Below are 19,415 nucleotides of genomic sequence, written 5' to 3' on the forward strand. Positions count from 1 at the left end.
TGATGACATGGCTGGAATCACCGTCGACGGGCTGGTGAAGGACTTCTCCGGGAAGACCGCGGTGAACGGCGTGAGTTTCGAGGTGGGAGAGGGCGAGTTCCTCGCACTGGTCGGGCCGTCCGGGTGCGGAAAGACCACGACCCTGCGGCTGCTGGTCGGGCTGGAAGCGGCCACCAGCGGCGAGATCAGATTTGGCGACCGAGTGGTCAACGACATCCGGCCCAGGGACCGCAACATCGGCATGGTCTTCCAGGATTACGCGATCTTCCCGCACCTGACCGTGTTCGAGAACATCGGCTACGGGCTGCGGTCGCGGCGGGTGCCCGGCCGGGAGATCAAGCCGCGGGTGGAGGAGGCGGCCAGGACCTTCCGGATCGACCAACTTCTCCGCCGCAAACCCCGCCAGCTCAGTGGCGGCCAACGGCAGCGCGTCGCGCTGGCTCGGGCGATGGTCCGGGACGCGTCCGTCTATCTGTACGACGAGCCGCTGTCGAATCTCGATGCTCAGCTGCGTCATCAGGCGCGCGAGGACATCATGACCCTGCACCGGGAGAAGGAGCGGCCGACGGTCTACGTCACCCATGATCAGTCCGAGGCGATGGCGATGGGCGACCGGATCGCGGTGATGCGGGACGGGCAGATCCAGCAGATCGGCACCGGCGCGGAACTGTATGAGCGGCCCAAGAGCCTGTTCGTGGCCCACTTCATCGGCACCCCGAGCATCAACCTCTTCGACGTCGAGCTCCGGGCCGATGAGGATCGCATTCTGGCGGTCGGCGAGGCGTTCAGTCTGGTCCTGCCCCCTCGGCTGCGGGAGGCGGTGGCCGGCCATCTCGGGCGTCTGGTCAAGGTCGGCGTCCGGCCCGAACATCTGCACGTGCCCAAGCTGGCGCCGTTCGAGGTCACCGCGGACAACACCTTGCACGGGCTGGTCCGCGTGATCGAACCGACCGCCACCGGCAGCTCGGTCTATCTGAGCACGCCGGACGAGCCGGGCGTCGATTTCGTCGCCACGTTCAAGGTGCGGATGCCGGCGAGCTACCTCGATCAGGAGGTGCCGCTGGCGATTGATCTTGATCATCTGCACCTGTTCGACGCCGAGACGGAAGCCTCGCTGACGTACGGCTCGAGCCATGCCGTTTCTTGAGAACGCGGGCCCGGACGACGCCGCCCGGCCACCGGTATGGGAGGCGTTCGCCGTCGTCCGCGATCAGGTCGAGCGACTGGTCGCGGTCAACGTGCTGTGGTCGCTCAACCTGGCTCCGGGCGTGCTGGCGATGGCCTTTCCGGGGTGGCCGCTGGGGCTGCGGACCGTCCTGGTGATCTACACCGTCGTGGTGATCGTGCCGCTCACCGGCATGCTGTACGGGGTAGCGGCCGTGGCCGCCGAAGGCCAGCACGTGGGCTATGACTCGGTTCGCGACGCCCTGCGCGTGCTCGCCCGGCCGAGTCTGCGGGCCCTGGCCCCGCTCTATCTGGTGACCGCCGCTGGGGTGATCGGATGGGCACTGGCCCGGCATTTCGATCAGGCCGCCGTGGTCACCCTGCTGACTGCGGCGCTGCTGATCTGGACCGTGCCGGCCCAGTACTGGGGTCCGCTGTTGGCGCGTGACCCGCGGCAGTCGGCGATGTCGGTGCTGCGTGGGTCGGTCCGGCTGGCGCTGGATCGGCCGGGCGCGACGCTTGGGTGCTGGCTGATGGTCGGCGCCGTCCTGGTGGTCGGCGTCATCTCGATCGGCGGGCTGGTGCTGATCGTGCCGGTGGTAGCGGTCCTGCTGCAGACCTGCTTCGCATCCAGCGGCAGCGAGAGCAGGACACGATGAAGGTCACCAAGTTCGAGATCGTCAAGGTGCCGCCGAGCTGGGTGTGGCTGTTCATCCATACCGACACCGATCTGATCGGGATCGGCGAGCCATACCTGGAGGGGCACCCGGAGGCGGTGATCGCCGAGGTGCGGCGGCTGGAGCAGGCGGTCGTCGGACAGGATCCGCGGCGAATCGAGGCGCTGTGGATGCGGATGCGCGACGCCGGCTTCGGCTATCGCGGTGGCCCCGTGACCATGAGCGCGATCAGCGGGATCGACATGGCGCTGTGGGATCTCAAGGGCAAGGCGCTCGGTGCACCGGTGCACGAGTTGCTCGGCGGTCCGATCCGGAAATCGATCCCGCTGTATCACGCGACCGGTGGAGCCCGTGGTCCCACCTCGGCTCCGGCCGGGCACCGGCTGCCGCCTGGGCCCAAGATCGGAGCCGGCGAGTCGGCGGCCGAACTGGTGCAGGAGTGGGGGTATCGCGCCGTCAAGGTGCACGTCCATCCCGGGTCCGGGCTGGAGGCCACCGGGAGCGTTGACCGGTGTGCGGCGATCGTCGCCGAGGTGCGGGCGGCCATCGGGCCCGATATCGTGCTCGCGGTCGATGTGCACAATCCGCACCCGGTTGTCGCCGCGCAGTTGGCCGGCCAGATCGCCGACAGCAAGCCGTTGTTCCTCGAGGAGCCGGTGCCGCTGGAGGCAGTGGAATCGCTGACCCGGGTGGCAGACCATTGCCCGGTCCCGCTCGCGGCCGGCGAACGCTGGATGGGCAAGGAGATCTTCGCCCGAGCGCTGGGCACCGGTGCACTGGCCGTGGTCCAGCCCGACATCGCCCACGCCGGCGGAATCACCGAATGCAAGAAGATCGCCGCACTGGCCGAGGCGGCGCAGGCCAGCGTGGCGCTGCACTGCCCGCTGAGCCCGATCTCGCTCGCCGCGTCGGTGCAACTGGACGCGGCCATCCCGAACTTCCTGATCCAGGAACACAACGAGGTCAACGCCCAACGACTCGACGGTGCGACCGTCATCGGCGCGGGATACCTGCGCGAACCGTTCGTCCTGGACGCCGATGGAAGCATCGCCGTGCCGCCCGGCGCGGGACTCGGAGTCGATCTTGATCGGGACAGCCTGGAGGCGACCATGTCACTGCCGTGGACAGCGATCCGAGCATGAACGTCGCCGATTCTCGCGGGCAACTGGGCCCATCACGACGAAGTGAAAGGAACGCCACAATGATTCGCAGATCCCGGATTCTGATCGGACTTCTCGCGATGCTGAGCATGGCTGCCGCCCTCGGCGTTTCGGGCCCGGCCCGAGCCGACGACGACGCATCGGTCGACACCAACCGTGGGTGTCGCCCCAACCCGGACATCACCGCCGGAATGCGGCCCACCTTTCGCGACGAGTTCGGCGGTCGTTCGCTGAACGAGGCGAAGTGGAGCACCGTGATGGACTTTCCCGGTCGGGCCGGCGGCCACTACCACAACACGTCGTACGGGAGCTACGCCCTGGACGAGAACGTGGTACTGAAACGCGGACAACTCAATCTGATCGCCAACGACGAACCCGTGACCGGCACCGACCCGGTTGGCGAATTCGATTACAGCGAGGGCTTCATCTCCTCCCACGACAAGTTCTTCCAGAGGTACGGCTACTGGGAAATCTGCGCGAAATTCCCCGCCGGGAAGGGCCTGTGGCCGGCCTTCTGGCTCGTCCCGCAAGACCGCAGCTGGCCACCGGAGATCGACGTCGCCGAATGGTTCGGCAGCATCGAAGGCATGCACAGCGGCCTGGCGACCGGAAACTGGCCGGACGTGCGATGGGACAGCCACTGGAGCTACGGCGACACGCCGACCACCGGCTGGCACACCTACTCGGTGCTGTGGGAGCCGGACCGCCTGGTGTTCTTCACCGATGGCTCGCCGACCTATGAGGTCACCGGGGAGGTGGTCCCGGACAAGGAAATGTACGTCATCCTCAACAGCGGGACCTGGGCCCCGGATCACCGCGGTGGGCCGCCCGATGAAACCACGATCTTCCCGAACGCCTTCGAGGTCGACTACGTCCGCGTCTATCAGTAGCGGCCCAATTCACCTCCACCCGGCACGGCACGACCGGGTCGAGGGCGGAGAGCTCGGTGGTGGTGCGCCGAACCCTCCGGGTTGAGCTCGTCCGCGTCCTAAGGTCTCAGAGCACCTTGTACTTGACCGGGACGACGCCGGCGCTGGTGCCGCCGATGGCCTTCATGGCGGCCCGGGACAGGTCGAGGCAGCGGCCGGAGATGTACGGGCCGCGGTCGTTGATCCGGACGACGGTGCTCTTGCCGTTGTTGAGGTTGGTCACCCTGACGCGGCTGTTGAACGGCAGCGACTTGTGCGCGGCGGTGAAGTCGTTGGTGTTGAACTGCTCGCCGTTGGCGGTCATCTGGCCCTGCCAGTAGTACGACGCCTCGCAGGTGCCCGACTTGCCCGACGCCTCGTCGTTCTTCGGCTCGTCGTCGTTGCCGGAGCCGCCCGAATCGCCGGAGTCGTCGTTGCTATCGCTGTCGTCGTTCTTGCTGTCGTCGTTGCTGTCGTCCGACTTCTTCGGCTCCTTGGTGCCGACCAGAACGATCTTGTCCCGCTTCTTCTTGAGCACCTTCGAGGAGAGTTTGCGCTTCTCGGTCTCCTTGCCGTCGACGTAGACGTACTGCCAGACCTCTTCGGTGATGCCGGTGATGCCGGTGGTGTCGGTCTTCGTCTCGCCCTTCTCGAGCGAGGCGGTCTCCTTCTCGATCGTCTTGAACTCGTGCTCGATCTTCTTCGTCGCCTTCTTCACCTCGACGATCTTGACCACGATCTTGGCCTTGTCCCGCAGGGCCGAGGACGGCTTCGGCGAGACCTGATCATCCTTGTCGTAGGCGACCTTGGCCTGCTTGAGCGCGTCGGCGATGGTCCGCCCGGTCGAGGTGACCTTCAGGGTCTTGCCGCCGGCGACGATCGTCGCGGTCTTCGAGGTGTCCACCTTGATGTGGATACCGGTCCGGTCGATCTTGGCGCCGCGCGACGTGGACAGCTTGGCCGAGGCGGGGATGTTCATCTCCTGCAGTGCCTCGTCGACGCTGCGCGCCGTGGTCCAGTAGCTGTCCTTCTTGCCGTCGATCGTGATCGTCAGCTGCCGGGCGAAGTTCACGGTGATCGTGGTCGGTCCGGCGACCTCGGACGTCAGCGAGGGCTGCACGTCGTCCCGGTCGTTCACCGCGATGCCCTGGTCGCGCAGCACGTCGGCCACGGTCCCGGCATGGGTGGTGAAGCGGGTTGACTGCCCGTCGACCGAGAGATTGACATCGTCGGCGGCCGCGACGTATCCGCCGTAGCCGAGGCCACCAGCGGTGAGAAGGCCAGCGATCACGACTGCAGGAACAACTTTGCGCACGATTCTCCAGCGGGTCTGCGGGTGGGTGAGCACAGGTGACACACCCCTTGCGGATAACAGAATAGTAACGACAGGCTCACGGAACGCAACTCGGTGGAAGAGACCTACCCGGATCGCCGCGAGGAGGGTGAGCCCTTGACCCCACCACCGGACGTTCGTTAGCGTCGACGGCGATTTACTCAAGCGATTTTGCTCAGGGGGAGCTGGCTCTCGGTCAGGTCGGGGGTGTGCCCATCGGGGAAATCGATCGAGAGGAAGTCATGTCACATCGGGGAACGACCCCTGTCCTGAGGCCGTTACTCGCCGCGCTGGTCGGGCTCGTGCTGATGTTCGGTACGGCCACTGCGGCGACCGCTCAACCCGACAAGGGAATCCCGGATTCCCAGCTGGAAGCGCTGGCCCGCGCACTCGGGCTGTCGACGGACGCTGCCGAGAACCTGCTGTCGGTGCAGGCCAGGCTGTCGGTGCTGGCCGTCGACCTCGAGGCCAAGCTCGGCCCGGACGTCAGTGCCGGATCCTGGATCGACGCGGGCTCCGGGAAGCTCGTCGTCGCGGTGACCAGTTCGGAGGCTGCCGCGGTGGTCCGCGCGTCGGGTGCCGAGGCGCGCCAGGTCAAGCACTCCGGGTCCGACCTGGCCAAGCAGCGCAGGGAACTGGACGAGTTCGCCCGCTCCAAGGGTGCCGGCGACGCGCAGTCGTGGCGGGCGGACCCGCGGTCGAACAGCCTGTTGGTCCGGGTCGTCGAGGGCGCCGAGGACAAGGCGACCGAGGCGTTCCTGGCCAAGGCCCGCAAGCTCGGGGTGACCGTGACCGTCGAGAAGGTACGGGGAGCGGTGCGGCCCACCGCCGACCTGTACGGCGGCCAGCAGATCGAGATGTCCAACGGCTACGTCTGCTCGGCCGGGTTCAACGCGAAGACCTCGTCCGGCGACGCGATCCTGCTCACCGCGGGCCACTGTGCCTCGGACGAGCCGACGTTCTCCCGGGACGGTGTCGAGATCGGCACCACGCGTTCGTACAGCTTCCCGGAGAACGACTACGCCGCCGTGAACGTCTCCAGCGCCTGGACCCAGCAGGGCGCCGTGGACACCTACGACGGCTCGTACCAGGAGATCACCGAGGCCGGCCTCGGCGCGATCGGCAGTGCGGTCTGCAAGAGCGGCCGGACCACCGACTGGACCTGTGGCGAGATCGAGTCGCACGACGAGACCGTCAACTACGGCAACGGCGACATCGTCTCCGGCCTGACCCAGCACACCGCCTGCGTCGAGCAGGGCGACTCCGGCGGCGCGAACGTCAGCGGGAGCGTGGCCCAGGGCCTGACCAGCGGCGGCATGCTCTACCAGCAGGGCCAGGACCTGGTCTGCGGCGAGAAGGTCGGCCAGCCCAACGTCGGCTTCTTCCAGCCGGTCGAGGAGGCCCTCGCGGCCAACGACGCGGAACTCGTCACGGGGTCCACGTCCTCGAACGGCCGCGGCAACGGCTGGGGCCGGAACCGCTAACCGGTCAGGATCCGGTCGAGCACGTCGGCCTCCCGGTGGAGTTCGCCGGCGTGCTCGGTCCGGCCCGACTGCTCGTACGTCAACGCGGCCCGGCGCCGCTCGGAGACCTCGGCCCCGACGATCGACCTCAGGTCGTCGGCGCCGAGTTCCCGGCGGGGCACCTCCGCGGTCGAGTGGTCGGCGGGATCGACGGCCTCGGCGTTCGCGATCGCCGCCAGCGCGGTCCGGATCGCCCGGGCGGCGACCCGGTCCCGGTCCTTCAGCGCGTCGCGCAGCGCAGCCTGCAGCCGGTCTCGCAGTTCGTCCATGGCGTGAGGCTAGCCGTGGTGAGTTCGCGTTGTGGGGCGTGACTCTGGCAAACTATGCGCTGGTCCTGCTCGGGCACGCCCTCTCATCGTGCCCGCAGTCGGGTCCCAGCCGAGGCCGCGGTTCGGAGTGCCCCACACGGGCGGTGTCCTCACCCACCAGAGATTTCCAAGGAGTTACCACTCACGTGGCTGTCAAGATTCGCCTGAAGCGGCTCGGCAAGATCCGCTCGCCGCACTACCGCATCGTCGTCGCCGACTCCCGCACCAAGCGTGACGGTCGTGCGATCGAGGAGATCGGCAAGTACCACCCGAAGAACGACCCGTCGCTGATCGAGGTCGACTCGGAGCGGGCCCAGTACTGGCTGTCCGTCGGTGCGCAGCCGACCGAGGCCGTCATCGCGATCCTCAAGCGCAGCGGTGACTGGCAGAAGTTCTCCGGCGACACCTCGCCGTCGGGGATCGAGCCGCAGAAGACCCGGGCCGACAAGACCGCGGCCTTCAACGCTGCGCTGGCCGACGCCGGCGACGAGCCGAAGAACAAGGCCATCACCACGGAGAAGCCGGCCAAGAAGGCTGACAAGGCCGAGGCTGACAAGGCCGAGGCCGACAGCGTCGACGCCGCTCCGGCCGACGCCGAGTCTGCCGAGGCCTGAGCGTGCTGGCCGAGGCGCTGGAGCATCTGGTCCGCGGCATCGTGACGGTGCCGGACGACGTCCGGGTGCGGGACAAGGACCTGCGGCGCGGGCGGCTGCTCGAGGTGCGGGTCCATCCCGACGACATCGGCAAGGTGATCGGCCGGTCGGGGCGGACCGCCACCGCGCTGCGGACGGTGATCACGGCCCTGGCCGGTCGGGAGCAGGTGCGGGTCGACTTCGTCGACGTCGACCGCAACGACCGCCGTTCCGGAGATCGCCGCCGCGGTCGCCGCTGATCCACGGATCCGCAACCGTGTCGGTTGAGGTCCTGGTCGGCGTCGTCGGCCGGGCCCACGGGATCCGCGGCGATGTCGCGGTCGAGCCGCGCACCGACGAGCCAGAGGTACGTTTCGCAGCCGGCCGGGCTGTCCGGATCGAGGGCAGCCCGCGCTGGCTGACGGTCGTCTCGGCGCGCGATCACAGCGGGCGGCTGCTGGTCAGGTTCCACGAGGTCGAGGACCGCAACGCCGCCGAGGCGCTGCGCGGCGTCCGCCTGGTCGTCGACGTGGATCCGGCCGAACGGCCGGACCGGCCCGAGGAGTACTACGACCGCCAGCTGATCGGTCTGCGGGTGCTCGATGCCGCCGGCACCGAGGTCGGCCGGGTCAGCGGCGTGGCCCATCTGCCCGCTCAGGATCTGCTCGAGATCGACACCGGCGACGGCCAGGCGCTGGTGCCGTTCGTCACCGAACTGGTGCCGGACGTCGATCTCGATCAAGGTCAGCTGCGGCTGGCCGACGTGCCCGGGCTGCTCTCCGCCGGCGAGGCCGAAACGTCTGACGAGGACGGCGACTGATGCGGGTCGACGTCGTCTCGATCTTCCCCGACTACCTGGCGCCGCTGCGGCTGTCGCTGGTCGGCAAGGCGATCGAGACCGGACTGATCGACCTCGCGGTGCACGACCTGCGCGACTGGACCCACGACCGGCACCGGACCGTCGACGACACCCCATACGGCGGCGGCGCGGGCATGGTGATGCGGCCGGAGCCGTGGGGTGAGGCGCTGGACGACCTGGTGCCGGCCGGTACCGACGCCCGCCTGTTGATCATGACGCCGTCCGGGCGTCCGTTCGACCAGCGGCTGGCCGCGGAACTGGCTGCCGAGCCGCGAGTGATCATCGCCTGCGGCCGCTACGAGGGCATCGACGCCCGGGTCGCCGAACACGCCGCGACCCGGATGCGGGTGGACGAGGTCAGCATCGGCGACTACGTGCTGAACGGCGGCGAGGCAGCCGCGCTGGTGATCATCGAGGCGTTCGCCCGGCTGATCCCCGGCGTGATCGGCAACCCCGAGTCGCTGGCCGAGGAATCCCACTCCGCCGACCATGATCAACTCCTGGAGTACCCGGTCTACACCAAGCCGGCCGCCTGGCGCGGGCTGGAGGTGCCCGAGGTGCTGCTCTCCGGCCATCACGGCCGGATCACCGCCTGGCGCCACGAGCGGGCCGTCGAGCTCACCCGGCGCCGCCGGCCGGAGCTGTTGCCGGACGCCGAACGGACCGACGAGCTCGAGGTCAGGCCCGCGGTCCGGACCGACGCCGGCGAACTGCTGACCCTGCAGCGGGCCGCCTTCGTGACCGAGGCACAGCGTTGCGGATCGCTCGAGATCCCGCCGCTGACCGACGGCATCGACGTGATCAACGCCGCCATCGACACCGACACCGTCCTGGTCGCCCGCCTGGGCGGGCGGCTGGCCGGCGGCGTGATCGGGTCCCGCGGCGAGCAGGGGGAGTGGACGATCGGCCGGCTGATCGTCGCGCCGGACCTGGCCGGGCGCGGCGTCGGCAGCCGGCTGCTCGCCGCGATCGAGGCGGCCGCCCCGCGCGATCGTACGGTCGCCCGGCTGTTCACCGCCGTGGCCAGCAAGGAGAACATCGCCTTCTACCGCGGTCGCGGCTACCGCGTCGTCGAGCGCCGGGACACCGAGATCGACGTACCGATCGTGATCATGGAGAAATCCCTGCGCTGATTCAGTTCGCCTCGATCGCCGCCTCGTACTCGGCCCGGATCTGATCGCCGCCCTCGCGGCGCCAGGTGTCCATCGCGGCGTCCCAGTCCGTGACGGGCTTACGGCCGAGGATGATCTCGGTGGCAAGATCATCGAGCCTGGTGCGCAGCGAGTTCCCCTTCTCCTGCTCGGTCGCCGAGTAGAGCCCGCTGCTCGCGTTGGCCTTGGTGATCTCGGCGCACTTCTTCTGGTACGCGTAGTCGTTCTCCACCGCGCCCGGCGACACGGCACTGAAGTTCACCTGGGCCGGCGCCCCGGTGTAGGTGATCGGCAGGTTGCGTTCCAGCAGGGCCTGGTCGGTCGGCACCGGATTGTTGCCCTGGTAGGTGAAGTCGGTGCCCTCGCTGCCGTACGCGATGTACTGGTGCTCCGTGCTGCCGAAGGGGCTGGCCAGATAGTTGAACAATTCGACGATCTCGTCCACCCGGGCCTTCTCGGCCTTCCTGATGCAGACCGGGCCGCCGTAGATGCCGCTGCCGAGAAACTTCACCGCGTAGCCGCCGCCGTCGAACTTCGGCGGCACCAGGGCACCGGACCGGGTGCCCGGCGCGCCGGCGTCCCAGGTGGCCGGGCTGGCGCCGCCGGTGGAGATGCCGATGATGCCGCCGTTGTACCACTCGGTGGTCCGGGTGCCGACGGAGAACGAGTCGGGGTGGAACAGGCCTTCCTTCCACTGCTGCGCGGCAGCGTCCAGTGCCTGCTTGTACTTCTCGTCCTCGAGTTGGTGGGTGAACCGGCCGCCCTCCTCGGCCCAGCCGTTCGGTGCGTCGAGCATCTGCAGGGTCCAGTTGATCAAGGCGATCGGGTTGCACATCGCCCAGCGGTTCCGCTTCGGCTCGGTGAGCACCCGGGCGGCGTCGAGGAACTCCTGGTAGCTCTGCGGGTCCGGGTTCGCCCCGCGTTCCTCGATCAGGTCGATCCGGGCCGTCACGATGTCGCCCAGCGTGGAGCGGTTCAGCGGGAAGCCGTAGATCCGCCGGTTGTAGATCATGGACCGCCAGGAGGCGGTCGGGATCGCTGCCAGGTTGGGATAGCGCGCGATGTTGTCGCCGGAGACGTACTCGGAGAGATCGACGAAGCTCCGCTCCAGCAGTTGCGGCAGGTTGGGGATCCCGCGGAACTGCACGATGTCGGGAAGATCACCGCCCGCGATCGAGACCTGGAGCTTCGGCAGGTAGTCGGCATTCGGCGCCATGATGTATGTCAGCTCGGCGCCGACCCGTTCGTTCATGCCGCGCCAGAAGGCGTTCTGGCCGAGTGCCGGCGGGATCGTGGTGTTGACGTTGGTCAAGATCGTCAACGGCTTCCCGCTCTTGATCGGCGGCGTGCCGTCGGTCGCCGGGGCCACGGACTCCCGCGGATATTCGGTGAACCCGGGCATCACATCGGGCCCGGTCGACGGGAACTGCGGCTCGGCACCCGCGGTCGCCCGGTAGGTGGGCAGGTCGACGGCGGCGCCGGCCGCGACGGACTCCCGCTGCTCGGGCGTCGTGCAGCCGGGTAGGGCGGTGGTCAGCGCGAGGCCGCCGGTGACGGCCGCCGCTCCGGAGAGCAGGGTCCGGCGGTCCAGGCGCTGGGTCGGGTCGGTCGGTGGCACTCGCGTCACGGCGACTCCTCGGGTTGGCGAACCGGCTCCGCTGCCGGGATCTCCCCACGAAGTGTTGCACGTCACACCGCCCGAGTGCAATCGGTTGCACGAATCGTGATCTGGGTACGGGGAGCGGCGGCCAGCAAGATCATGAAGGGGCGGGCACTAGTGTCGTGCGACGCTAGGGACGCGCGACACTAGAGTCGTGCAGGTGACCAGGGCAGAGATCGGGATCATTGGAGGTTCGGGGTTCTACACGTTCCTCGAGGCGCCCGAGCGGGTGGCGGTGGAGACGCCGTTCGGGCCGCCCAGCGCGGAGCTCGCCATCGGTGAGGTGGCCGGGCGCCGGGTTGCCTTCCTGCCCCGGCACGGCGAGCAGCACCAGTTCCCGCCGCACCGGGTGAACTACCGGGCCAACCTGTGGGCGCTCCGCTCGGTCGGGGTGCGGCAGGTGCTCGGCCCGTGCGCGGTCGGCTCGCTGCGGGAGGAGTACGGGCCCGGCACGCTGGTGTTGCCGGACCAGCTGATCGACCGGACCTGGGGCCGCGCGCACACCCTGTTTGACCTGGATGGTACGCACGACAGCGAGGGGCCGGTGGTGCATGTGGGTTTCGCCGATCCGTACTGCCCGCGCGGCCGGCAGGTGGTGCTCGACTCCGCCGGTGCGGACACGGGCGTGCCGGTGGACGGCGGGACGCTGATCGTGGTCAACGGGCCGCGGTTCTCCACCCGGGCCGAGTCGCGCTGGCACGCCGCCGCCGGCGGCACCGTGATCGGCATGACCGGGATGCCGGAGGCGTCGATCGCGCGCGAGCTCGCGCTCTGCTACACGACCGTCGCGGTGATCACCGATCACGACGCCGGGGTCGATCAGACCACCGCGGTGAGCCATGCCGAGGTGCTGAAGATCTTCGGCGAGAACATCGACCGGCTCAAGGCGCTGCTGCGCCGGGTGATCGAGCGGCTGCCGGCCGCCGAGTCTGACGCCGACGCGACCTGCCCCTGCCGCCGGGCGCTGGACGGCCTGCCGCTGCCGTTCGAGCTGCCATGATCATCTTCTCCGGTTCCGATGCCGTCGCAGCCTCCTGAGGGTTCCCCGGCGCCGGTCGACGGGTCGCTGCCCGAGCCCGCCCGGGCCGAGGTCGGGGCCCGGCCGCTCGGCTTCTATCTGCACGTCCCGTACTGCACCACCCGCTGCGGCTACTGCGACTTCAACACCTACACGTCGGCCGAGCTCGGCTCCGCGCCCGGCACCGGTCAGGACAGCTACCTGGCGGCCATGCTGGCCGAGATCGAACTGGCCGGACGGGTCCTCGGCGACGCCGCTCCGTCGGTCGGCACGATCTTCGTCGGCGGCGGCACGCCGACCCTGCTGCCGCCGGAGTCCTTGATCGCGATGATCACCGCGATCAAGGACCGGTTCGGGCTGCTGCCGGACGCCGAGATCACGACCGAGTCCAACCCGGAGTCGATCGGCCCGGACGGCCTGGAACGCCTTCGGGCGGGAGGATTCAACCGGATCTCGTTCGGCATGCAGTCGGCGGTCGAGCACGTCCTGGCCACGCTGGACCGGGTCCATTCCCCGGGGCGGGCCGGCCGGGCGGTGACCGAGGCCCGGGCGGCCGGTTTCGACGACATCAGCCTCGACCTGATCTTCGGCACGCCGGGGGAGAGCCTGGCCGACTGGCGGACCAGCCTGGAGACCGCACTCGCCGCCGAACCCGATCATGTGAGTGCGTACGCCCTGATCGTCGAGACCGGCACCCGGCTGGCCACCCGGATCCGGCGCGGCGAGATCACCCAGCCCGACGATGATGATCTTGCCGACAAGTACCTGCTGGCCGAGGAACTGCTGACCGGCGCCGGCCTCTCCGCGTACGAGATCAGCAACTGGGCCCGCTCGCCCGAGCACCGGTGCCGGCACAACGTCGGCTACTGGCGCGGTGATCACTGGTGGGGTGTCGGCCCCGGCGCGCACAGTCACGTCGGCGGCGTCCGGTGGTGGAACGTACGGCATCCGGCGGCCTACACCGGCCGGCTGGCGGCGGGGGAGTCACCGGCCCAGGCGCGCGAGCTGCTCGATGATCATGATCGCCGGGTGGAGCGGGTCCTGCTCGAGCTCCGGCTGGCCGACGGTCTCGACCCGGCCGTGCTGACCGAGTCCGAGTCGAGCCGGGTCGCGGACCTGATCGACCGCGAGTTGATCATCGTCGAGCGAGGCCGGCTGGTGGTCACTCTGCGCGGCCGGCTGCTGGCCGACGGCGTGATCCGGGACCTGCTCGACTGAAGCCCGGTCTCGGCTAGGGACGCACGACACTAGGATCCGTCGACGCCACGGGGTGAGCGCAGCGTGATCAGGACCAGCACGGCGCCGGCCAGGGCGATGCCACCGGCGCCGAGGAAGGCGGCGGAGAACCCCCGGGTCAGGGCCGCGGTGTCACCGAGCCGGTCGGCGCCGAAGGCCGCCGCGACGGCGGTCATCGCGGCCAGGCCGAGCGCCGAACCCACCTGGTAGCTCGTGTTGACGATGCCGGAGGCCAGACCGCCCTCCTCGGGCCGGGCCGACGAGATCGCGGTACCGAGCGACGGGATGAACGCGAGCGACATGCCGAGCGCCGCCACCAGGGTGGCCGGCAGCACGTCGGTCCAGTAGACGCCGTCGGCCGGCGCCAGCGACAGCCAGCCCATGCCGGCGGCGAGCATGATCATCCCGGCGACGATCGGGGTCTTGGTGCCGAACTTCGCGATCACCCGAGGGGCCAGCGCGATCATGCCGATCATGATCACCAGGGTCATCGGGAGCAGCGCGGCACCGGACGGGAACGCGGTGTAGTTCAGCACCTGCTGCAGGTAGAGGTTGAGGAAGAACCACATCGGGATCCAGGCTCCGCCGAGCATGACCTGGGCCAGGTTGGCCGCTCCCAGTCGCGGTGTGCGGAAGATCGACAGCCGGATCAGCGGCTGCCTCCGGACGGCCTGGGAGATCACGAACGCCGTGAGCAGCACGGCGGCGGCACCCAGCGCGATCAAGGTTTCGGCCGATCCCCAGCCGGCTTCGGGGGCCCGGACGATCCCGTACACGGCGGCGCCGAGCCCGAGGGTGACGGTCAGGGCGCCGGGCAGGTCGACCGATCCGCGGTTCCCGGACGCACTGGCCGGCATCAGGATCCTGGTCCCGACCAGCGCGATCACCGCGATCGGGATGTTGAGGTAGAACACCCAGGGCCAGGAGAGGTACTGGGTGATCACGCCGCCGAGGAAGACGCCGGCCGTCCCGCCGGCCGGAGCGGCGGCGCCGTAGAGCGCGAGCGCCCTGGTCAGTTCCCTCGGGTCGGACCCGAAGATCATCATCAGCAAGGTGAGCGCCGAAGGAGCGATCAGCGCGGCGCCGATCCCCTGGACCGCGCGTCCGGCGAGCTCCACGCCGACGTTGCCGGCGAGTCCGGCGACGAGGGAACCGACGAGCAGCACGACCCAGCCGGTGCCGAACAACCGACGGGCTCCGAACAGGTCCGACAGCCGCCCGCCGAGCAGGAGCAGGCCGCCGAACGCGACGACATAGGCGTTGAAGACCCAGGAGAGGTTCTGCTGGGTGAAGCCGAGCTCGGCCTGCATACGGGGCAGGGCGACCCCGATGATCGAGGTGTCCATGATCACCACGAACTGGGCCGCGGCGATCAGTGCGAGCGCCCACCCCCGCGTGGCGCGACGTTCCCTGACTGACGTAGACATCTGTCCTCCATACCGGTAGGGGGTATATCGGACGATACCCTATGGGGGTATTGGCGAATGCACAAGGGTGTTCGGTCCGCGGGATCGCCCGGCGAGTCCGGGCTCGTGGGATTCCCGGTGCACCTGCTGTCGGGCGGGCTGGTGCGGGAGCCGGGCGCGGGCGTACTGCCATGTCTACGGGCAGTCGCGGGTCGAACTGATCGACGGCATCGTCGCCGCCCAGGAGCAGGGGGTTCACCACCGGCGGCCGTTGCCGACAGGTGAATCGCGCCGCCGCGGACTCCGCCGCTGACCCGGCTGCAGGTGGAGGCTCAGTCGTCGATCAGTGACCGACCGCCGGATCAGTCGATCGCGTGGTCGGTGGTGACGAAGTCGATCAGCTGCTCCACCACGGTCAGCAGCGGCCGTTCCAGGTCGTCCCAGCTGCTCACCCGGCCCAAGATCATCCGCCAGGCGGCCGCGATGTCGGCCTGGCTCTCGTACGGCCAGCCGAGGGCGGCACAGATCCCGGACTTCCAGTCGGTGCCGTGCGGGATCTTCGGCCAGGCGGACAGGCCGAGCCGGACCGGCTTCACCGCCTGCCAGATGTCGATGTAGGGATGGCCGAGCACCGTCACGTAGTCGCCGTGCCGGCCGGCGGTCACCGCATCGGCGATCCGGGTCTCCTTGCTGCCGGGCACCAGATGATCGACGAGCACGCCGAGCCGGCGCCCACGGGCCGGCGCGAACTCGTCGACGATCGCCGGCAGGTCGTCGATGCCGCCGAGGAACTCGACGACCACCCCGACGTGCCGAAGATCATCACCCCAGACCTTCTCGACGAGTTCGGCGTCGTGCCGGCCCTCGACGTAGATCCGGCTGGGCAGGGCGACCTTGGCCTTCTCGTGCGGGGTGGCCACCGAGCCGGACGCGGTCCGGGCCGGCTCCTTGGCCGACGCACGGACCGGCGGGGTCAGCTCGACCGGCTTGCCGTCGATCAGGAATCCTGCGCCCAAAGGAAAACTGCGCCGCTTCTCGCGGCGGTCCTCCAGGACGACGATCCCGTTCTCATAGCGGACGATGGCGCCACAGAAGCCGGTGCCGGCGTCCTCGACGACGAGGCCGCGTTGCACCGGGACGGGACGGCTGGTGATCTTGGTGGCTTGTTGCCAGCCGGGAGCGAGCACGTCGCTCCCGTAACGATCATGCGGGGAAGGCACCCGAGAACCTTAAGTCACGACGCCGCCCGCCCGGGGAGATTCCCCGGACGGGCGGTTGGTGTGTCGGGCTACCCACGTCAGGTCGGGCCTTTGATCAGCGGCGCTTCTTGCCGCCGTCGTCGGTCGGCCACTGGTCGGAGCCAGGCGTCCAGTTCAGCACGCTGGCCCGCTCCAGGAACTCGTCGGTCGAGATGTCACCGCGGGCGAACCGCTCGGCCAGGACCTTGCGGGCCTCGAACTCGGGCGCCCGATTCGCGGCGTTGACCCAGGGCGGCGGACCGATCTTGCCCCGCCGGGCCAGGAAGAAGGCGCCGCCGATCAGCAGCGCGAGAAACAGCAGGCACATGATTCCTCCAATAATGGGAAACGGAAAGAAGGGCGGCGGACCATCGGCCCAGCGATGCGGACCGAACCCGGTGTCCAACGGCACCAACAGTGAACTGATCATGGTCACAACTCTGGCTCGGCGAAGGCGTCCGGACATCGCCCGTCGAGCGGCTTTCCGACTACGCTCCCTGACGTAGCCGGGGTACGCGCGGCGGTCGATGTGCGGCGCCGGATCCCGGCCTAGGATCGTTGGTCAGATCCGAGCAGTGAGCGAGCGCAGCCGCCGAAAGGGGAGCCGATGGCACGGGCGACGCCGGCCATCCGGCCGGATCCGAGGCAATTGCTCCTCGACGTCCCGTTGGGGCTGCTGATCGGGATGGCCACCCTGTGGAGCTTCCTGATCAGCGGCTGGATGGGTCACGGCCGCCCGCCCTGGGCCGACGGCGGGCCTCCCTACGGGCCGTACCGGCCGCCTGACCCGGAGTTCGGCGGGGTGGATCGGGCCGATGTCACCTGGCCCATCGTGCTCGGGATCCTGATGCTCACCGCCGGTCTGATCCTGCGCCGGCTGCGGCCGTGGGTCGGCTACGCGCTCGTCGTGGTGGGGGTCGGGGTGGGCCTGGTCGCCGGGATCCCGGGCGGGCCGGTCTTCCTGGCACCGATGCTCGCGATCGCCACGCTGGCCCGGCTGTTCGAACCGCGGCACTGGCTGCCCTGGTCGGCGGCCCTGATCCCGATGGTCGCGGCCGGGCTGTGGTCGCCGGACGGCCGCGGCTTCGCCGATCCGAACCGCCTCGCCGGGGCGACGTTCGTGCTGATGCTGCTCGGCCTGGCGGCGATGATCGGGATGATCCGGCGGGTCCGGCGGGAGAACGTCCAACGCGAGCGGGACGACGACCTGCGCCGTTCCGCGTACGAGGAGCGGCTGCGGATCGCCCGCGAGGTGCACGACCTGATCGGGCACTCGCTGTCGGTGATCAACATGCAGGCCGGCGTCGCGCTGCACGTACTGCCGAAGAAACCAGAACAGGCCGAGGAGTCGCTGCGGGCGATCCGGCAGACCAGCAAGGACGCACTGGCCGAGCTGCGCTCGACGCTGGCCGTGTTCCGGGACCCGGATCGTGCCGAACCCACCGCCCCGGAACCGGGTCTGGCCCGGCTCGAGCATCTGATCACGGCGATGCGGCAGGCCGGCCGGACCATCGAGCTGACCGTCGACCCCGACGTCGGGGAACTGCCGCCGACCGTTGATCACACGGCCTACCGGATCGTGCAGGAGGCGTTGACCAACGTGGTCCGGCACGCCGGCGACGCCGCGGCGTCGGTGTCGATCACCCGGCAGAACGGCCGGCTGCTGATCGCGGTCGTCGATCAGGGGCCGCCGGTCCGGACCGACCGGCTGATCGAGGGACACGGGATCTCCGGGATGCGCGAACGGGCCCGGGCGGTCGGCGGTACGTTGACCGTACAACCCCAACCGGGCGGCGGCGTGGCAGTGCGGGCCCAGCTGCCGATCCGGAACCAGTTGCCGAACCGAGCCGACTAGCCGACCGAGAGGTGCAGGGATGACGATCAAGGTGGCGATCGCCGATGATCAACAGCTGGTCCGGATGGGACTGCGCGTGCTGGTCGACGCCGAGGACGACCTCGAGCTGGCCGGCGAGGCGGAGGACGGCCGGCAGGCCCTGGACCTGGTCCGGCGGACCCGCCCCGACGTGATTTTGATGGACATCCGGATGCCGATCATGGACGGGATCGAGACGTGTAAGGCGATCGCCGCGGACGAGAAGCTGAGCGAGACCCGGGTGGTCATGCTGACCACGTTCGAGAACGACGATTACGTGTTCGAGGCGCTGCACGGCGGCGCGGCCGGGTTCCTGATCAAGGACAGCGAGCCGGAGGACATGGTGCGCGCGATCCGGCTGGCTGCGGCGGGGGAGTCGCTGCTGTCGCCGTCGGTGGCCCGCCGGGTGATCGAATCGCTGCGGTCCCGGGCGCCGGCGCGGGCCAGGGTGCACCCGCAGCTGGCCACCTTGACCGACCGGGAGCGCGAGGTGCTCGGCCTGATCGGCGAGGGCCTGAACAACGACGAGATCGCGGGCCGGCTGTTCGTCAGCCCGGCCACGGCACGGACCCACGTCAGCCGCGCGATGATCAAGCTCGGCGCGCGCGACCGGGCCCAGCTGGTCGTGATCGCCTACCAGTCCGGCCTGGTCCGCTGAGCCGCCACACCCGTCCCACCTCACCCACTTTCCTGTCGCTTTACCAGAGAAACATCTCGCGGGAAGCGCCAGTTTTTCACGTCCCGTGAAAAACTTGAGGTCAGAGTGAAAGTCCGAGAGGAGTGATCATGGAGTCGACGAGGACACCATGCGAGCCCGAGGTCGTGGTGGGGTTCGACGACTCGCCGTCGGCGCGGGCCGCGCTTCGCTGGGCGTCCCGCTATGCCCGGTCGGCCGGTCTCCGGCTCCGGGCGGTGCACGTGCTGGGTCAGGTGCCCGATCCGATGGCCTGGGTGTCCAGCTATGACGCGGCCGGCTATCTCGGTGAGTCGCCGACCCCGGAGGACCTGGAGGCCCGGATCAAGGACGTCGTCCGGCAGTCCTTCCAGGCCTTGAAACCCGAGCCCGCCTGGCGGCTCGACTTCGTCGGCGGCTCGCCCGGGAAGACCTTGATCAACGAGTCCCGGCACTCCCAGCTGCTGGTGATCGGCACCCGGGAGCACACCGGGATCGAACGATTGATCAGCGGCTCGGTGAGCCACTACTGCCTCAGCCACTCGCTGCGCCCGATCGTCGCCGTACCGGCGCCGGACGACGACGAGCGCTCCTAG

At 69.3% G+C, this 19,415-nt stretch carries 20 protein-coding genes; 14 read left to right on the forward strand and 6 right to left on the reverse strand.

Features of this window, described 5'->3' with window-relative positions:
• Positions 1 to 7: 7 nt before the first annotated feature.
• From BKA15_RS29020 to BKA15_RS29035, 4 genes are all read left to right on the forward strand, one after another.
• Positions 8 to 1,147 (forward strand): ABC transporter ATP-binding protein, encoded by a 1,140-nt coding sequence (locus BKA15_RS29020; RefSeq protein WP_179756907.1) that lies wholly within the window; start codon positions 8 to 10, stop codon positions 1,145 to 1,147.
• Positions 1,134 to 1,823 (forward strand): hypothetical protein, encoded by a 690-nt coding sequence (locus BKA15_RS29025; protein ID WP_179756909.1) that lies wholly within the window; start codon positions 1,134 to 1,136, stop codon positions 1,821 to 1,823. The genes BKA15_RS29020 and BKA15_RS29025 overlap by 14 nt, the downstream gene beginning before the upstream one ends.
• Positions 1,820 to 2,983 carry a galactonate dehydratase gene (dgoD, locus tag BKA15_RS29030; RefSeq protein WP_179756912.1) on the forward strand — a complete coding sequence of 388 codons (1,164 nt, stop codon included), beginning with the start codon at positions 1,820 to 1,822 and terminating at the stop codon, positions 2,981 to 2,983. The genes BKA15_RS29025 and dgoD overlap by 4 nt, the downstream gene beginning before the upstream one ends.
• Positions 2,984 to 3,090: 107 nt before the next feature.
• Positions 3,091 to 3,891 (forward strand): glycoside hydrolase family 16 protein, encoded by an 801-nt coding sequence (locus BKA15_RS29035; protein WP_179756914.1) that lies wholly within the window; start codon positions 3,091 to 3,093, stop codon positions 3,889 to 3,891.
• A gap of 106 nt (positions 3,892 to 3,997) precedes the next feature.
• On the opposite strand, the gene BKA15_RS35990 is transcribed toward BKA15_RS29035, so the two are convergent.
• Complete coding sequence (locus tag BKA15_RS35990; protein ID WP_179756915.1) at positions 3,998 to 5,200, reverse strand: septal ring lytic transglycosylase RlpA family protein; 1,203 nt, start codon at positions 5,198 to 5,200, stop codon at positions 3,998 to 4,000.
• Positions 5,201 to 5,484: 284 nt separating this feature from the next.
• Between BKA15_RS35990 and BKA15_RS29045 the strand changes: the two genes are divergently transcribed.
• Positions 5,485 to 6,726: a S1 family peptidase gene (locus tag BKA15_RS29045; RefSeq protein ID WP_179756917.1), complete on the forward strand. Its 1,242-nt coding sequence runs from the start codon at positions 5,485 to 5,487 to the stop codon at positions 6,724 to 6,726.
• On the opposite strand, the gene BKA15_RS29050 is transcribed toward BKA15_RS29045, so the two are convergent.
• Complete coding sequence (locus BKA15_RS29050; RefSeq protein ID WP_179756919.1) at positions 6,723 to 7,034, reverse strand: GatB/YqeY domain-containing protein; 312 nt, start codon at positions 7,032 to 7,034, stop codon at positions 6,723 to 6,725. The genes BKA15_RS29045 and BKA15_RS29050 overlap by 4 nt on opposite strands.
• Positions 7,035 to 7,219: 185 nt before the next feature.
• Here BKA15_RS29050 and rpsP point away from each other — a divergent pair, with 185 nt between their 5' ends.
• Genes rpsP through trmD form a run of 4 tightly spaced genes read left to right on the forward strand, consistent with a single transcriptional unit; the run spans position 7,220 to position 9,697 of the window.
• Positions 7,220 to 7,687: a 30S ribosomal protein S16 gene (gene rpsP, locus BKA15_RS29055; protein ID WP_179756921.1), complete on the forward strand. Its 468-nt coding sequence runs from the start codon at positions 7,220 to 7,222 to the stop codon at positions 7,685 to 7,687.
• Between the two features lie 2 nt (positions 7,688 to 7,689).
• Positions 7,690 to 7,965 (forward strand): RNA-binding protein, encoded by a 276-nt coding sequence (locus BKA15_RS29060; protein WP_179756923.1) that lies wholly within the window; start codon positions 7,690 to 7,692, stop codon positions 7,963 to 7,965.
• A gap of 17 nt (positions 7,966 to 7,982) precedes the next feature.
• The gene (rimM, locus tag BKA15_RS29065) at positions 7,983 to 8,525 is read left to right on the forward strand and encodes a ribosome maturation factor RimM (protein ID WP_376766819.1); all 543 of its coding nucleotides are present in this window, start codon (positions 7,983 to 7,985) and stop codon (positions 8,523 to 8,525) included.
• The gene (gene trmD / locus BKA15_RS29070; RefSeq protein ID WP_179756925.1) at positions 8,525 to 9,697 is read left to right on the forward strand and encodes a tRNA (guanosine(37)-N1)-methyltransferase TrmD; all 1,173 of its coding nucleotides are present in this window, start codon (positions 8,525 to 8,527) and stop codon (positions 9,695 to 9,697) included. The genes rimM and trmD overlap by 1 nt, the downstream gene beginning before the upstream one ends.
• Position 9,698: 1 nt before the next feature.
• On the opposite strand, the gene BKA15_RS29075 is transcribed toward trmD, so the two are convergent.
• The gene (locus BKA15_RS29075; RefSeq protein WP_179756927.1) at positions 9,699 to 11,342 is read right to left on the reverse strand and encodes an extracellular solute-binding protein; all 1,644 of its coding nucleotides are present in this window, start codon (positions 11,340 to 11,342) and stop codon (positions 9,699 to 9,701) included.
• Positions 11,343 to 11,535: 193 nt separating this feature from the next.
• Here BKA15_RS29075 and BKA15_RS29080 point away from each other — a divergent pair, with 193 nt between their 5' ends.
• The gene (locus tag BKA15_RS29080) at positions 11,536 to 12,375 is read left to right on the forward strand and encodes an S-methyl-5'-thioadenosine phosphorylase (RefSeq protein WP_179756929.1); all 840 of its coding nucleotides are present in this window, start codon (positions 11,536 to 11,538) and stop codon (positions 12,373 to 12,375) included.
• Positions 12,376 to 12,393: 18 nt separating this feature from the next.
• Positions 12,394 to 13,611, forward strand: a complete 1,218-nt coding sequence (gene hemW, locus BKA15_RS29085; RefSeq protein WP_179756931.1) for a radical SAM family heme chaperone HemW — start codon at positions 12,394 to 12,396, stop codon at positions 13,609 to 13,611.
• Positions 13,612 to 13,640: 29 nt separating this feature from the next.
• Here the strand turns inward: hemW and BKA15_RS29090 are convergent, their stop codons facing one another.
• The 3 genes from BKA15_RS29090 to BKA15_RS29100 all read right to left on the reverse strand — a co-directional run bounded on the left by BKA15_RS29090 (position 13,641) and on the right by BKA15_RS29100 (position 16,703).
• Complete coding sequence (locus BKA15_RS29090) at positions 13,641 to 15,056, reverse strand: MFS transporter (RefSeq protein WP_179756933.1); 1,416 nt, start codon at positions 15,054 to 15,056, stop codon at positions 13,641 to 13,643.
• 341 nt (positions 15,057 to 15,397) lie between these two features.
• Positions 15,398 to 16,255, reverse strand: a complete 858-nt coding sequence (locus BKA15_RS29095; protein ID WP_179756935.1) for a DUF3097 domain-containing protein — start codon at positions 16,253 to 16,255, stop codon at positions 15,398 to 15,400.
• Positions 16,256 to 16,349: 94 nt separating this feature from the next.
• Positions 16,350 to 16,703 (reverse strand): SHOCT domain-containing protein, encoded by a 354-nt coding sequence (locus tag BKA15_RS29100; protein ID WP_179756937.1) that lies wholly within the window; start codon positions 16,701 to 16,703, stop codon positions 16,350 to 16,352.
• A gap of 177 nt (positions 16,704 to 16,880) precedes the next feature.
• Here BKA15_RS29100 and BKA15_RS29105 point away from each other — a divergent pair, with 177 nt between their 5' ends.
• The 3 genes from BKA15_RS29105 (at position 16,881) to BKA15_RS29115 (ending at position 19,415) form a co-directional block, all read left to right on the forward strand.
• A complete protein-coding gene (locus BKA15_RS29105) occupies positions 16,881 to 18,128 on the forward strand; it encodes a sensor histidine kinase (protein WP_179756939.1) in 1,248 nt (415 codons plus the stop codon).
• Between the two features lie 19 nt (positions 18,129 to 18,147).
• A complete protein-coding gene (locus BKA15_RS29110; RefSeq protein ID WP_179756941.1) occupies positions 18,148 to 18,804 on the forward strand; it encodes a response regulator in 657 nt (218 codons plus the stop codon).
• Between the two features lie 128 nt (positions 18,805 to 18,932).
• Complete coding sequence (locus BKA15_RS29115; protein WP_179756943.1) at positions 18,933 to 19,415, forward strand: universal stress protein; 483 nt, start codon at positions 18,933 to 18,935, stop codon at positions 19,413 to 19,415.

The organism is Microlunatus parietis, assembly GCF_013407955.1.
GTDB classification, from domain to species: domain Bacteria; phylum Actinomycetota; class Actinomycetes; order Propionibacteriales; family Propionibacteriaceae; genus Microlunatus; species Microlunatus parietis.

Bases quoted from the DNA above. Each gene is read 5' to 3' on its own strand.
- BKA15_RS29020 (WP_179756907.1), top strand. From the start codon at position 8: ATGGCTGGAATCACCGTCGACGGGCTGGTGAAGGACTTCTCCGGGAAG.
- BKA15_RS29025 (WP_179756909.1), top strand. From the start codon at position 1,134: ATGCCGTTTCTTGAGAACGCGGGCCCGGACGACGCCGCCCGGCCACCG.
- dgoD (WP_179756912.1), top strand. From the start codon at position 1,820: ATGAAGGTCACCAAGTTCGAGATCGTCAAGGTGCCGCCGAGCTGGGTG.
- BKA15_RS29035 (WP_179756914.1), top strand. From the start codon at position 3,091: ATGGCTGCCGCCCTCGGCGTTTCGGGCCCGGCCCGAGCCGACGACGAC.
- BKA15_RS29045 (WP_179756917.1), top strand. From the start codon at position 5,485: ATGTCACATCGGGGAACGACCCCTGTCCTGAGGCCGTTACTCGCCGCG.
- BKA15_RS29050 (WP_179756919.1), bottom strand. From the start codon at position 7,034: ATGGACGAACTGCGAGACCGGCTGCAGGCTGCGCTGCGCGACGCGCTG.
- trmD (WP_179756925.1), top strand. From the start codon at position 8,525: ATGCGGGTCGACGTCGTCTCGATCTTCCCCGACTACCTGGCGCCGCTG.
- hemW (WP_179756931.1), top strand. From the start codon at position 12,394: ATGCCGTCGCAGCCTCCTGAGGGTTCCCCGGCGCCGGTCGACGGGTCG.
- BKA15_RS29090 (WP_179756933.1), bottom strand. From the start codon at position 15,056: ATGTCTACGTCAGTCAGGGAACGTCGCGCCACGCGGGGGTGGGCGCTC.
- BKA15_RS29100 (WP_179756937.1), bottom strand. From the start codon at position 16,703: ATGATCAGTTCACTGTTGGTGCCGTTGGACACCGGGTTCGGTCCGCAT.
- BKA15_RS29105 (WP_179756939.1), top strand. From the start codon at position 16,881: ATGGCACGGGCGACGCCGGCCATCCGGCCGGATCCGAGGCAATTGCTC.
- BKA15_RS29110 (WP_179756941.1), top strand. From the start codon at position 18,148: ATGACGATCAAGGTGGCGATCGCCGATGATCAACAGCTGGTCCGGATG.
- BKA15_RS29115 (WP_179756943.1), top strand. From the start codon at position 18,933: ATGGAGTCGACGAGGACACCATGCGAGCCCGAGGTCGTGGTGGGGTTC.